The 13790-nt window shown below is 33.8% G+C and carries 12 protein-coding genes and 1 pseudogene; 6 read left to right on the top strand and 7 right to left on the bottom strand.

Translation table 11 applies throughout. The features are described 5' to 3' along the window. Positions 1–132: 132 nt before the first annotated feature. From ACVFVN_RS12145 to ACVFVN_RS12135, 3 genes and pseudogenes are all read left to right on the top strand, one after another. A complete protein-coding gene (locus ACVFVN_RS12145; protein WP_456235461.1) occupies positions 133–1143 on the top strand; it encodes an AAA family ATPase in 1011 nt (336 codons plus the stop codon). Between the two features lie 4 nt (positions 1144–1147). After that, the gene (locus tag ACVFVN_RS12140; protein WP_456235460.1) at positions 1148–3616 is read left to right on the top strand and encodes a S8 family peptidase; all 2469 of its coding nucleotides are present in this window, start codon (positions 1148–1150) and stop codon (positions 3614–3616) included. A gap of 405 nt (positions 3617–4021) precedes the next feature. Next, positions 4022–4510: pseudogene (locus ACVFVN_RS12135) on the top strand (transposase); the annotation flags it as partial. A gap of 57 nt (positions 4511–4567) precedes the next feature. On the opposite strand, the gene ACVFVN_RS12130 reads toward ACVFVN_RS12135, so the two are convergent. Both ACVFVN_RS12130 and ACVFVN_RS12125 read right to left on the bottom strand, forming a co-directional pair. Then, positions 4568–5925, bottom strand: a protein-coding gene (locus ACVFVN_RS12130) for an IS3 family transposase (protein ID WP_456235502.1) whose coding sequence is annotated in 2 segments (ribosomal slippage) — positions 4568–5587 and positions 5590–5925 — 1356 coding nt in all. Because the reading frame shifts where the segments join, the coding sequence is not laid out codon by codon here. Positions 5926–6090: 165 nt separating this feature from the next. Then, entirely contained in the window at positions 6091–6666 is a 576-nt protein-coding gene (locus ACVFVN_RS12125; protein WP_456235459.1) for a hypothetical protein, read from the bottom strand. A 42-nt stretch (positions 6667–6708) separates the two neighbouring features. Here ACVFVN_RS12125 and ACVFVN_RS12120 point away from each other — a divergent pair, with 42 nt between their 5' ends. Further along, complete coding sequence (locus ACVFVN_RS12120; protein ID WP_456235458.1) at positions 6709–7041, top strand: AAA family ATPase; 333 nt, start codon at positions 6709–6711, stop codon at positions 7039–7041. 294 nt (positions 7042–7335) lie between these two features. On the opposite strand, the gene ACVFVN_RS12115 is transcribed toward ACVFVN_RS12120, so the two are convergent. From ACVFVN_RS12115 to ACVFVN_RS12105, 3 genes are all read right to left on the bottom strand, one after another. Continuing rightward, positions 7336–9441, bottom strand: coding sequence for a DNA topoisomerase 3 (locus ACVFVN_RS12115; RefSeq protein WP_456235457.1), 2106 nt, complete (start codon positions 9439–9441; stop codon positions 7336–7338). 21 nt (positions 9442–9462) lie between these two features. Next, the gene (locus ACVFVN_RS12110; protein ID WP_456235456.1) at positions 9463–10932 is read right to left on the bottom strand and encodes a DUF3945 domain-containing protein; all 1470 of its coding nucleotides are present in this window, start codon (positions 10930–10932) and stop codon (positions 9463–9465) included. A 99-nt stretch (positions 10933–11031) separates the two neighbouring features. Then, the gene (locus tag ACVFVN_RS12105; protein ID WP_165130417.1) at positions 11032–11313 is read right to left on the bottom strand and encodes a helix-turn-helix domain-containing protein; all 282 of its coding nucleotides are present in this window, start codon (positions 11311–11313) and stop codon (positions 11032–11034) included. Between the two features lie 306 nt (positions 11314–11619). Between ACVFVN_RS12105 and ACVFVN_RS12100 the strand changes: the two genes are divergently transcribed. Together ACVFVN_RS12100 and ACVFVN_RS12095 are read left to right on the top strand one after the other, a co-directional pair. Beyond that, on the top strand, positions 11620–12822 hold the full coding sequence (locus tag ACVFVN_RS12100; protein ID WP_456235455.1) for a hypothetical protein: 1203 nt from the start codon (positions 11620–11622) through the stop codon (positions 12820–12822). Beyond that, the gene (locus tag ACVFVN_RS12095; protein ID WP_456235454.1) at positions 12815–12940 is read left to right on the top strand and encodes a helix-turn-helix domain-containing protein; all 126 of its coding nucleotides are present in this window, start codon (positions 12815–12817) and stop codon (positions 12938–12940) included. Before ACVFVN_RS12100 ends, ACVFVN_RS12095 begins: the two co-directional genes overlap by 8 nt. Positions 12941–12958: 18 nt before the next feature. On the opposite strand, the gene ACVFVN_RS12090 is transcribed toward ACVFVN_RS12095, so the two are convergent. Both ACVFVN_RS12090 and ACVFVN_RS12085 read right to left on the bottom strand, forming a co-directional pair. After that, entirely contained in the window at positions 12959–13465 is a 507-nt protein-coding gene (locus tag ACVFVN_RS12090; protein ID WP_456235453.1) for a BT4734/BF3469 family protein, read from the bottom strand. Between the two features lie 39 nt (positions 13466–13504). Further along, positions 13505–13786 (bottom strand): helix-turn-helix domain-containing protein, encoded by a 282-nt coding sequence (locus tag ACVFVN_RS12085; protein WP_165130411.1) that lies wholly within the window; start codon positions 13784–13786, stop codon positions 13505–13507. Positions 13787–13790: the final 4 nt, after the last annotated feature.

Here is a 13790-nt window from a genome sequence, read left to right as displayed (position 1 = left end):
CTATTAGCTCATTTTAATATCGTTTTTAAAAAAAATTAGAGCTGAATTATTTCTTTATTTACCTTAAATTATTATATATTTAGAATGTAAATATGAATGCTTACATTTGCAATTTAAAATCACGCATAATCTATGAACCAGACCCTACTTACCAGATTGTTTAAATCTATCGAAGGCAACAAAGAAGAACCTCTGGTAAGGATAGCTTATTCTATTATTGAGGATGAAAGAAAAAAGGGACATTTGAAATTGGCAGATAGACTTGATACAATTTTAGAAGGCAATCTTGCAAAAGTTATTGAGCCAAACAGATCACAAGTATTAAAACTTACTAAAAGTAAATACGATACATTTTCTATTCCTGCGGACAGAAGGTATAAATTACCTCTAGCTACTCATATCGAAAATGATTTTTTAAGACACGATATGGTTCTTGCCCCTTCTGTAGAAGAAAAAGTGTTGAGGATTGAAAAAGAATATATAGCAAGAGAAAGATTAGCTCACCACGGTCTGAGACCCCGTCAAAAAATACTTTTATACGGTAGTTCAGGGTGTGGAAAAAGTATGACAGCTGAAAGAATTGCTTGGGATTTGGGCTTACCTTTTTATAAAGTTCGTTTCGACACAATAATCTCTTCTTATTTAGGGGAATCAGCTTCAAATCTCAATAAACTGTTTGAAAGTATTGAAAACTACCCTTGCGTATTGCTCTTAGATGAGTTTGATATTATAGGACAGCAAAGAGATTCAAAATCTAATGATATTGGTGAAATCCACCGAATAGTCAACATAGTTTTAGGACTTCTGGAAGAGTACAAGGGTCAAGGAATTTTAATCGCCACAACAAATTTAGAAGGTAGTTTAGATAAAGCTTTATTTAGAAGATTTGATGAAATCATTGAATTACCTAAGCCGAATGAAAATGAAATCATTGATTTACTTAAAATAACATTTTCAGCTCTAAGACTTAGTAATGAGATTGATCTTAATATATGTGCATCTAAGATGCAAGGATTATCATATGCACTTGTTGTTAAAATAGCAAATGATGCCGCAAAAAAATCTATTATAAATTCTAGCAAAGAGATTTCTGTAAATGATTTGGATAAAGCACTGGAGGAAAACTTAGCTTTTAACAAATAGTTTTATGGAAAAATTCCCTCATCTACAATTCCTTCAAAAGGTTTCTGGGAAACCTCGTTTAAATGGAGGCCCCACCAATAACCCTATTACAGAAGAAAATAAGCGTAATCGAGGAAGGCATTCTAGTAACTTACTGAACAAAACTACTCAATTAAAGACTAATTGGAATAATGAATTATCGCTAAGAGAACAAAATGGTCTAGCTCCTCTAGATGCTGATATTATACCTATTTTTCTTAAAATAAATCCAAAATTAATTAATTACGATTTTGATTTAAAACAATTTGGAATAGAAATAATTTCGGAAGAAGATGATGGTTATATTATAGGTGCATCTCTAGATAGTTTTGCGTCTTTGGATGAAAAGATAAATAAATTTTTTAATGCCGAACACGGAGGAGGTCAAGTAGCAGAATTTTGGGAAATCATAGATGGAAATCAATGGAAGCCTGAACATATACTTTCGGACTATTTAAAATCCATATGGCAAAGTGTTGATGAAAATACTATTTATAAATTAGAGGTTGGAGTTGCATTTGACAAACCAATGGCAAAAGCCCCAGATCCAAATAAGCAGGGTTATATAGGTAGATTGGAAAAACATACACAAGAACTCATCGCGCGTGATGATAGGTTTCTCCAAAGACAAGATGAATTTGAAGAATTTATTAATTACTACGGCACTATTACCAGCAATCTTATTGATTTGGAAGATAGTTTTTGTTGCGAAGTTGAAATTAATGGAAAGGGTTTAAAAGACTTAGTATTAAACTATCCTTTTGTTTTTGAAGTTTCAGAGGTTGATGAAATTGTAGGTGTAAATTCGGAATCTGAAGAAACTGAAACATTCGAAATTGAAATTATTGAGCCAGAAGAAGACGCCCCTGAAATAGGAGTGATTGATAGTGGTATAATGGAAGGGAATAAATATATTTCCTCAGCTATAATTTCTGAAAACTCAAAGTCTTATGTTATTGGCGACACTTCTACGGCAGATTATGTAAAAGGCGGGGGACACGGAACTCGTGTAGCTGGAGCAATTTTGTATCCATATGGCATTAGTAATGTTACCAATCCATATCAACTCCCTTGTTACGTAAGAAATTTAAGAATTTTAAATCAGGATAATAAACTTACAGATAAACTTCCTGCCCAATTAATGCAGGAAATAATTGCTGACAATGAAGATTGTAGAGTATTTAACCTTTCTGTAAATTCTTGTTTACCATCAAGGAGTAAACATATGTCATCTTGGGCAGCAACGATTGACACACTTATAAATGAAAAAAACATACTATTTTTAATATCAGCTGGAAATATTTCAATTAATGATGAAAGAGGTTTTGGCATTAATCGCTATATAGAAGAAGGAAAAAATTATCCGGATTATTTAAATGAACCATTTTGCAGAATTGCAAATCCTGCGCAAAGTAGCTTTGCTATTACTGTAGGATCAATAAACCATATGTCGTTTGATGATGAAAATTTTAAGTCATTAGGAGATGAGAATACTATTTCGCCTTTTTCAAGAATTGGAACGGGTATATGGGGAATGATAAAACCAGATGTTGTTGAATATGGTGGAGGGCTAGGAATTTCTAAGATAGGTAATATTGTTTCAATTAAAAATGAACTATCTCCAGAATTAGTACGCTCTACATTGCACGGAGGTTCAGCGATTGGTAACGATATTGTAGGAACTTCGTTTGCTACTCCGAAAGTTTCTTATATTGTATCACAACTATTAAAACTTTACCCGGAAGAAAATATAAATTTAGTTAGAGGACTCGTAGTACAAGGAGCACGATTGCCAGAACCTTATTTTGAAAATCCTTCTGCAACTAGCATAAAGCATTTTGGTTATGGTATACCTTCTTTGGAAAGAGTAACCAAAAACAGTGATCAACGTATAACATTTTATAATACCGGAAATATTAGAGCCGAAGAAGGTCACATTTATTCACTAAAAATTCCAGAGTTTTTAAGATTACCCGCTGAAGAATATGATATCCTAATAGAAGTTACCGTTGCTTATAGTGCAAAAGTAAGAAGAACAAGGCAGAAAACTAAATCATATTTATCATCCTGGTTGGATTGGACAAGTTCTAAAGTTGGAGAGAAATTTGTCAAATTTAAAGACTATGTTCTCAAAGAAATTGAAGATAAAGTTACTACTTATGACAAGGAAGTAAGAAATGCAATGTCAAGCTGGAACTGGAAAATTAAAAGTGATAAAAGAGGCGAAGTAGATGGCATTAGTAGAACGAATAGTACTGTTCAAAAAGACTGGACAATTATAAAATCGCACGATTTGCCAGAAGATATTAATTTTGCTATTAGAGGTCATAAGGGATGGGATAAATCAAATGGTGAAATCCCATATTCATTAGTTGTATCAATTGAAATCTTAAATTCTAATCTGGAAATTTATGAAGCAATCCGAATTGAAAATGAAATTGAATTACCAGTATAAATATTAAGCAAATGAAAAAGAGTATAAACGTTTTATTTGGAAATGATTTGAAAGATTTGGGTTATAAAATGTCCACAATTAATCATTTTGAAAAAAAATACAAAAACTATATTTATTGTATTGATAGAGATATAAGTGACTTTTTGTTGTTACGGCTACTAGTAAGCAACTGCTTTGGTGAAACCAAATGTATTGAAAACAAATTTATACCTAACCTTTCTACATATTCAATCAATGAGTTTTTAAATATAATTAATGAAACTGAAAATATTTACTTTGACCGGATAAAAGGTAGCGTCCCACTAACTGTGTAAGTTGAAAAGTTATTCTGAAAAATTATGAGCCCTCAAAGCTCAAATAATTTTTCGGAAATAACTTTTTACTATTTTTAAACATTACATAGTTATGATCGACAAAGAAGAATTATTAAACAACAAGGATTTTTACAAGTCCTTTAAGAATGGAGAAGATTTAACCACTTTTTTCAAAGAACTGCACAAAAAAGCAGTAGAACATATGCTAGATGCTGAATTAGACAGCCATCTGGACAATGAAAAACACGAAAAAACATTAAGTGGAAATTACCGAAACGGACATGGAACTAAGAAAATAAAATCCTCATTTGGAGAATCGGAGATTAAAGTTCCCAGAGACCGTGAAGGTAGTTTTGAACCCACCTTAGTTCCCAAAAGACACAATATTATTGATGGTTTGGAGAACATCATCATCTCGTTTTATGCTAAAGGAATGAGCGTTTCGGATATCGAAGAACAGATTAAAGAAATGTATGATTTTGATGTTTCTACCTCCACCATTTCCAGAATTACTAGTGCTGTTGCCAATGAAGTAGTTGCTTGGCAAAACCGACCGTTAGACGATTTGTATCTTATTGTTGTACGTCTTCAAACTAAATTGGACAGTTTCAGTTAAATCCTTAAGGAGTATTTCGGATTATAAATTTATTAATTTTTGTTGATTATACAACTGTCTTCTTTTTTTGATAGAATGCTCTTTTATTTGCTTTCTTTTTTCTAAAATCTGCTCAGATCTTCCAAAATAGACATCGGCTGGAGTCAAGTTGTTTAATGACTCATGGTAACGATTTGTATTGTAATTATTTACAAATATCTCCAATGCCTCTATGAGTTCTTCTGGATGATAAAAATGATTCAATTTCACCACGTTTTTCATCGTTCTGTGATAGCGTTCAATTTTGCCCTGAGTTTGGGGATGCATGGGTCTTCCATGAACCTGTTTCATCTTCAAATCCTCTTTCAGATATGTTTTCAGCTCATTTGAGATGTAACAAGGTCCGTTGTCTGAAAGTAATCTGGGTTTGACTTTGGACTTCAATTTTGCTTTTTCAATCGCTGTATTTACCGTTCTTTTTACATCTTCGGCTTTCATCGAATCACAAAGTTCCCAATGAATGATATATCTGCTGTAATCGTCTAAAATCGTACTTAGATAGTACCAACCCCAACCCACAATTTTGAAATACGTGAAATCCGTCTGCCACATTTGATGTACAAAATTGGTTTTATCTTTAAATTCATTTGCAGCAGCAATCAAAAAATGATTAGGTGCCGCTATCAAGTCTCTTTGCTTTAAGATCCGATAAACGCTTGATTCTGAAATAAAAACACCTTGTTCATCTGTGATTTTATGTGCCAATTCTCTGGAAGAAAGCTCGGTATGTTCTAGTGCGATTTCCACTACCAAATCTTTTTGTTCCTCGGGGATGCTGTTCCATTGTCTTTTGCTCTTTCTTTTTGAGGTTTTTAAGCCATCATAACCATTTTCAAGATATTTTTGATACCATTTATAGAAAGTGCTTCTTGCAATTCCAAAGCTCTCCAAAGTACGCTTGACGCCTATTTCACTGGTGGTAACGCTTTGAATAAGTTCGTATTTCTCTCCTGCTGATAATCTCATATATTTTCTGTATTTATGGATCAATCCAGCATGTCTAAACTTTTTTTTACGATGTCGTAACGCAGAACCAAATCAGCTACCATCTCTTTGAGCCTGGCATTTTCCTTTTTTAAATCTGATACTTCATCACTGGTCGCTTCCCTTTCAACATCTCCGTTGAGTCGTTTTTTACCAGCTTCCATAAATTCTTTGTTCCAAGCATAAAACTGAGATTGGGCAATGCTGTGTTTCCTGCATAATTCTGCTACAGAAGTCTCAGCGCGAAGTCCTTCCATCACGATTAAAATCTTTTGTTCGGCTGTAAAAATCCTGCGCGTATTCTTGCGAATGTCTTTTACAAATGTTTCTGTACTTTTTTTCTTCGGTGTTCCCATAATTAAAGCTAATTCTTTTTTTGAAAACACTCCTTAAGTTTTTATATTATAATGTCCACTTTTTGCTTACTATTTACAGCTAATATAAAGTTTTATTTTGAAGATTTAATTTTGTGAAGATTTAGAAATATTATTTATCTTAAGTTTTCTTGGATTATAGTCGTATTAAAATTTTCTACCTTTTTTCTTCTTTTGCATTGCAATATTCTCAGCATCATGGTTGATATTATTTCCGAATCGTAGGAAATTGAAAAGCTGATTTGCCATCTCATTATTTTTAAAAATCTCATTAATAGCAGAGAATGGGATATTGTTTTCTTTGCAAATGTTTTCTGCAATCTGCCCCATTTCTGATATAAGTTTTTGCTTATCTGCTTTATCTAGGTTTGGACTTCTATATCTTGAAAATTTGATCTCTCTTTCGAGAATATTGGTGACAGAATCTAAATATTTTTTCTTTTCAGAAGCAAAAACGGTCGGATTGGACAATAGAACGGCGTTTGTGTTTTTGAATAGTTGTACTAACTTTTGTAAATCAATAACTTTTGTATTGAGCTCAGTAATTTGTTTTGACTTAATATCTAACTCAGTTTTATTTTTTAGAATTGTGCTTTTGTAAGTTCGAAGTGCTTTTTCATAATTCGCAATTGTTTTGTCAGTCTTAATTTTTTTAAAACCTAAAAAATCATTTTCCTTTACTATCAGATCTTCGGATTTTTTGGAACTTATCTCTGATTTCATTGTGTTGAATCTTTCTTCCAAAACTTTAAGATCTTCTTCTTTTTGCTGAATTTTAAATTCAATAGCCTCAATGGAAAAGAACCTAGTAGGAATTACTGCGCCTCTCCTATTGAAATCTTTCCGTTTGGTTTTAATTTAAGTCAGAGAAATGGAGTTGACAATTCATTTTCAAATCCGTTAAGTGTAATTGAAGATTCACCAGGAACAGGAAAGACACAGACCATTCTTAATATTATCGCCAATGCGGTGATGAATAATCAAAGTGTGGCTGTTGTTTCAAGCAATAATTCGGCGACAAAAAATATTTTTGAGAAACTGGACAGCAATGGAGTTTCTTTTATAGCGGCATTGTTGGGAAGCAGTCAAAATGCTTAATATTATAATAGCGTGTACACAATAATTCTATTTACCGATTACTCAAGCAGAATTTCCACAAAAGACTTTCTGCCATCTTTATACAGAAACCATGAGATGTTAATAATTTTGAGATAATCAGTTTTGGCTCGTAGTTGTTCGGATTCTTTCTCCGATAAAAGCTCAGTGGTTGAAATATATTCTCCGATACGGGGGAGGAATGGGAAGTCCCATTTGATTTCTATTGATCCGTTTTGGTAACATAAAAAAACTTTCATAATTTTTATTTCTAAGATACTTATTTTTAGAATAAATTTAGTGATCGGGGAATTCAAATATGCTTTGGTGGTCATCTTTCAAAACGATGTATGCCCTGAACTTTTTGCCGTTTTTGGTCTTCATATTTTTAATGAGTGGTGTTCTTTTATTGTTGATGAGGGAAGTTATGTATTCAACGCTGAGCTGAACTCCACATATAATTCTGAATAAAATCCATTCACACTGCTCATCAGGACATTTGACAACTTTTTCTTTTATGATCAGATTGTGATGTTGGCATTTAGGACATTTCAGTTCTGGAGTATTTTCTGGGGGTATGTGGAGTGACAAAAGTTCATGGGTAATTTCTTTAGTGTATGCCTGAATATCATTAATGAACTGATCTTTGCTGAGCTCTCCATTCTCAATTTGATGTAAAGCCATTTCCCACTCTGCAGTCATTTCTACATTGGCTATTTTTTTATCTTTGACAAGCTTGTAAACCTGCAAACCTTTTTCAGTGGGAACTAATGTTTTGTTTTTTCTGATGATGTAGTCTCGGCTGAAAAGTGTTTCAATAATGGATGCTCTCGTGGCAGATGTTCCGATACCAATGTTCTGCAAGATTTTTTGTTGGTCTTTATCCTCAATCTGTCTGCCTGCATTTTCCATGGCACATAAGAGATCAGCTTCGGTATAAAGTTTTGGCGGCTGGGTGTTTTTTTCCTGTAACTCAATTTGAGAGATTTTGAGTTCGTCACCAACTTTGAATTCTGGAAGTTCCTTAAGGGTTTCGTGGGTGTTTTGATGATTGTTAATAGTTTTATCTGAGTCACTAATGTCAGACAAAATACCTTTGATGGAACGCCATCCTTTTTGGATAATCCTTGAACCTTTGATGCTGAATTCATAATGATGGACTTTGACAATTATGTGTCTGACTTCTTTTAAGCAATGTTCTGATAAAGACTCTAATAATCGATAAACAATCATATCATAAATGGCTTTTTCACTAGCTTTTAAAGCTGATGGAAGCTTTGTGGTCGGCAGAAGTCCATGATGATCCGTGACTTTTAAATTATTGACTATTCGTTTATTGAAGTTCCCAAATTTTAAAGTTGAAATAGCCGGTTTGAATTGCTCAGTCATATTCAGCATTCTAATAAGCTCGGGAATTTCTGGCCAAAGATCTTCAGGAATATATTTACTTCCTGTTCTTGGGTAGGTAATAAATTTCTTCTCATACAGGCTTTGAGCACTACTTAGTACCTCATCCGCCGATAATCCCAATTTTCTATTGGCTTCCTTTTGAAGTTCTGTCAAATCAAAAAGCAAGGGAGACTGTTCTTTTACAGGATTAACAGCAACATTTTCAACAATAATCTTCCCTTCTCTTTCTATGGATTTAAAAACTTGCTCTGCCTGTTTCTTTTCTTCCCATTGCAGATTTGATAGACTTGTAAAATTGATATAATCTTTACGATGCTGTAATTGGATCTGCCAATATTTTCGTTTTGTAAATTGGTCATGGTCTTCAAATCTTTTACAGATTAAAGCTAATGTGGGAGTCTGAACTCTCCCTAACGAATAGATATCCTGATGAGCAGCAATACTAAGTGCCTGAGTAGAATTGATTCCCACTAGCCAGTCAGCTTCACTTCGGGCTTTTACTGCCTGAGATAAGCCGTCAAAATTTGATCCTGGCTGGAGTTTTTTAAACCCTTCCTGCATGGCTTTTTCGGTCAGGGAACTGATCCATAAACGTTCAAAAGGTTTGTTACAGTCAAGATATTCGTAAATATATCGGAAGATAAGCTCTCCTTCCCTTCCTGCATCGGTTGCAACAATAATACTGTCACATCGATTGACTAATGTTTTAATGACTTTCAGCTGTTTCAATGCGTCAGGATCAGAAGCGTATTGTTTTGTCTGTCTTATTTTTCTGGGCGTGAGCTGGAAAGGATTGGGAAAGATAGGATAAGAGGCTTTGTCAAAACCTCTTATCCCATAATCTTCCGGCATTCCTAAGGATACCAAGTGACCTAATGCCCAGGTAACACAATAGCCGTTACCTTGAATGTAACCTTCTTTTCTTTCATTGGCATTGAGCAGATGGGCAATCTCTCTGGCAACACTGGGTTTTTCTGCAATAATACATTTCATAAGTTTGGATTTTTAGTTAGACTACATTTTACGGCCTCGTGATCGGGTTGGCTTTTTCTGTTGAACCTCTTGCTGTTTTTTGGTGGGTTGTTGCTGTTTAGGCTCTAAGGCGTCTTTCACATTTTTTGTCGCTTCATTCGTCTTACCATCGGTATTAACCGCTTTCTGAGTTTTATGTTCTTCTCCTGTCTGCGCTTTTTCTTTCAATTGATTGGGATTCATAAACGAAAAATCAGTTTTGGAGGTGTCTTTGTTAAAAGTAATGTAACCTTGGTAAGATTTTCCCTTACTGTCGGTAAGCCCGTCCACGTAAACGGTCTCTCCTGCCTTAAATTTGTTGTACTGTGCATCATCCAATTCTTTGCCTCTGAAAATTCTTGGAGCTTCTCCGTTATTTTGTTGTTGTTGTTGTTGTTGTTGTTGTTGTTGTTGTTGTTGAGAGGACTGCTGCTGTGATTTTTGCTGGTTTTGATTATTTTCAAAAATAAACTCCACGTAACGCTTATCGGCATTGAACTGCACGGTAGCGTCAAACGGATCACCTTTCTTAGAAATCATTCCTTCCAGATAAAGAGGCTTTCCTTCCAATAAAGTTTGTTTTTGATGTTCATTCAATTTAACACCTTTGATCTCTTCAGGGATTTTCATATACTCTGCTCTATAAGCCACAAGCTCGTTTGTTAATCTGTCTCGACTGATAACTGAGGGAATAATCTCATCGGTTTTAGGATTGACCAAATCCACCACTCTTCCCATGTTTCCGTTTTCTTTGAGATTCTTCTTGTCTTCATCGCTGAACTCGTGACCCAAAAATTTTTGATTGAGATTTGGCTCCCTTCTTATACCATGAATATTGACGGCAACTTCTCCACTGTCATTGGTTTGAAGTGATAACCTTACATCCATTTTACTAACTGCTGTTCCTAAATTAATGGTGATAGGAATCAAAGTATTGGTCTTATACCCTCTGAGTAATGAATCCATTACATTCATCTTTTCAAGCTTCTCCTGATTAAGCCCGAATTTCTCCATTGTTTTCCAGTCGATTTGCTCCGGCTGAAAACGGTATTCCTGATTGTCTGTGTTGTTTTCCATTGTATTCTTATTTTTTAATGGGTTTGTATTTTTTGCTGATACATCATAGTCTTTCAGCTTTTCCATTTCTTCGGGACTAGCCTGATTAACATATTGCTGTAAATCTTTAGCTGTTTTCAAAGCATCATACTCTGAGACCTTGAAAAAGTTGAAACGGGTGGGATTTTTAAGTTGCCTGTAGAAATTAGAAAAGAAATTGGAGAAAATATCTCCATGTTTATCAACTCTAATCAACTGGTTATTTTCTTTTTTTTCTTCGGGTGGGAATTTTTGAAGATTCCCTTCCTTATCAACGCCTTGAACCATCTCGATTTTATTGTTATGGATGTTAAGGACTAACAGTGTATCTGATGCTGGCTTGATTTCATTATCTGAATTTTCTATTAATTCTTCCATTGTAAATAGATTTAATTCAGTGAAATTAGATTCAAACAATTCGAATCTTTGGAAACTAAGGGGATAGCTACATCATTGGCTTTCGTTGTCTTTCTTTAATTAGGAACTTAAACATTCTCTGATGAGTTGATGTACATCAGAAAGTTTGTAATATAGCTTACCACTAATGGTGTAATATGGTAGTTTTTTATTGGTACGATAACGTTGCAGGGATCTTGAGCTTATTTTTAGGAGTTGCAGTACATCCTGATTGTCAAGCAGCACTTCACCATCGATTTCAATAAACTTGGATTGATTGGACATAATTTGTTCTTTAAGGATGTCGAATCGTTCCATGATCCTTTCCATCCATGCTAAAAATTCTGTTCTTTCGATATTCATAACTGTGATTTTTGATGTTAAAATGTTTTGAACAGCTGATCAACTTTTGTGAGGTAAAGTTCAGTTATGAATATCTGATAAAATCACTACCTTTTCGTAGTAACGATGAAATTTCTGTTTTGAATACAGTTTCAAAATATGTCTAATATTGATTATTTTCTTTTTCAAATTTATTTTGATGAAAAATTACAGTTTCATTTCGCACGATTTTATCCTTAATCAATATGTTTTACTAAAGATAATCCCTAAGATTTTGTTCAATTTTTTTTTAAAAAAAATCCTAATTTTATATGAAACTAATAACAAATGTCACGCAAAAAAAGAAAAAATAGTAAGTCATCTCAAAAAGGAAAGAGATCTACAAAAAGTAGTATAAATTCTTCAGATTTTAAGAATAATAGCTCTGCTCCAGCGCCGATTAAAATGAAATATTTTGAAGCATCTATAAGTGATTTAGAAAATACCGTGGAAGAGCGACTTGAAATGGCAAGAGAAGTTGGAAGACTTGCCGCCGAAAAATTTCCTAAACAATATAGAAGTATTCAGGATTGGTTTCAAAAATATGATCAGCCCAAATTACTCTCTTTTTGCTTTTACTATTTCCTAACATCTGAAGCAGGATATGATGAGGAAGCTGTAAAAGGAAAATTAGAATTTCCTGCTTTCTATCAAGAATTATTGCAGGCTTTTGCACTAACGATGCCTAGATCTTATGAGGCAGCACCGTTTTCTAATGAGGTTAGTAATTTCAAAAAAAGTTTACAGGAAATGGGCAAATTATACAGAACCAAACAATTGCATTTTCCTGATACAGTCTTAACAGCTGAAGATCTTCCTCATCATCTTCTTCGGACTGAAATGATTATGCATACAACAGCTGTTCGAAATTGGTCTTATGATCACAAAATGAAGAAAATCACTTTAGATATTGCAAAAAAAATAACGTCCAATTTTATAGATCATCATGGTTTTGATCCAGTCGATTTTTTAGAACTTTTATATAAAATGACAGAGATAGTAGAGGAAAAGATTAACGAACATAGACTCAAAACAGTAGAGTTTTGTAAGCAATCTTCTTACAGATCTGTTATCGAAAGCTATGAATCCCTTTTTCCGGTTGATAAAATGCCTAAGGAAAATCATGATCATCTATGGAAACATTTCGGTAAAAATCTTCGAAACCTTAAAGCGATGCTCCTTATGCATTCTGATTACTTTTTAGAAAAAATATTCTCCTTTGATTTAAAAAATTTAGCTTCTTATACAAGCATTTCCGAGGATAGATTAAAGGAAATATTTCAAAAAATAAGTTTTGAATTTGGTGATTTAAAGGATGCTGAGGTTGATCATTTTTTATTAGGAAATCCTGTTCAAGAAAAACCATTTATAAGAATATCTGATGATACTGTGTTCAGTACTATGTATTCAGTAATGACTCATTTTAGCATGAGCTTACTGGAAAATTTCTGCGCTGAAAATAATAAACTCCGACAAAAATACAGTGGCTAACTATATTAGTGTTGATAAGTCTGCTTATTCTAAAATTGAAAAAGGATTAAGAAGTTTGGCTATTGAAGAAGCCCAAAAGATGGCGCAACTCTTTGATATGACGATTGCCAAATTATAAATTATGATGGGGGTCTGCCTAAAGAAGTGGTTTTAGACGATAAAACCGAACTGGAACGTCTTTGCCTGATTTGTCAATAGGCAATCCTAAAAAATCTTCATAGAATTTTTGTAGTGCTATAAAGGCTTCTTTGTGGTTTTCTTGTGATGAATTGACTTTTACAAAAATCTTTAACCCATTACCTGACGGACTTATAAAAGCCGAATAAGTATAAGGCGTTTCCTGTGCCAATGCTTTAGCATTGGTTAATTGTTCCTTTGTGAGCTTGTCAATGTCTAATACCACAATTTGAGTATATGCAGTAACAAACTCTAATTTCCTGCCACCTTTAAAGGAAGCCGAAGGCGTGAAAGCGGGCAAAGATTTCTTTGCCCTTTCGTATGCTTCCATTTTGCTTTCTGCCAATGACTTTCTTAAATAAGTTATCACATTGATATACTTACCTGTTTTGATGTCGTTGAGTACCTCAATGATTTTTTGGTTCTCTACCACTTCATTGAAGTTTTTAAAAATACTTACTACCATAATCAAACGTTTTTTATTGTTGTGAAACCCTTACCTGCACTACTTTTTAGCAAATGCTTTGTTGTAATGTTCCTGCAACAGTTTTTCAACGTCTGACAGCTTGTAATAAATTTTGTTGCCTACCTGACTGAATGAAATACGCCCCTCGTCCCTCCACGTTTGAGCTGTACGTTTGGAAATTTTCATCAGCATTAAAAACTCCTGATTGTCTAAAAACGTGTCCTTTTTTGGTTCGTTCTTTGCATTAAGACGTGTTGCGATTTCGTCTAACCTTGCTACCAATTCTGTGTATTGGTCTTTGCTTAAAATAATTGCTTCCATTTGT

The sequence above is a fragment of the Soonwooa purpurea genome (assembly GCF_053891095.1).
This window is presented reverse-complemented; position numbering and strand designations above follow the sequence as displayed.

Excerpts from the sequence above, each read along its gene's own strand:
- ACVFVN_RS12090 (WP_456235453.1), bottom strand. The coding sequence starts at position 13,465 with ATGGTAGTAAGTATTTTTAAAAACTTCAATGAAGTGGTAGAGAACCAA.
- ACVFVN_RS12100 (WP_456235455.1), top strand. The coding sequence starts at position 11,620 with ATGTCACGCAAAAAAAGAAAAAATAGTAAGTCATCTCAAAAAGGAAAG.
- ACVFVN_RS12085 (WP_165130411.1), bottom strand. The coding sequence starts at position 13,786 with ATGGAAGCAATTATTTTAAGCAAAGACCAATACACAGAATTGGTAGCA.
- ACVFVN_RS12115 (WP_456235457.1), bottom strand. The coding sequence starts at position 9,441 with ATGAAATGTATTATTGCAGAAAAACCCAGTGTTGCCAGAGAGATTGCC.
- ACVFVN_RS12125 (WP_456235459.1), bottom strand. The coding sequence starts at position 6,666 with ATGAAATCAGAGATAAGTTCCAAAAAATCCGAAGATCTGATAGTAAAG.
- ACVFVN_RS12140 (WP_456235460.1), top strand. The coding sequence starts at position 1,148 with ATGGAAAAATTCCCTCATCTACAATTCCTTCAAAAGGTTTCTGGGAAA.
- ACVFVN_RS12105 (WP_165130417.1), bottom strand. The coding sequence starts at position 11,313 with ATGAATATCGAAAGAACAGAATTTTTAGCATGGATGGAAAGGATCATG.
- ACVFVN_RS12145 (WP_456235461.1), top strand. The coding sequence starts at position 133 with ATGAACCAGACCCTACTTACCAGATTGTTTAAATCTATCGAAGGCAAC.
- ACVFVN_RS12110 (WP_456235456.1), bottom strand. The coding sequence starts at position 10,932 with ATGGAAGAATTAATAGAAAATTCAGATAATGAAATCAAGCCAGCATCA.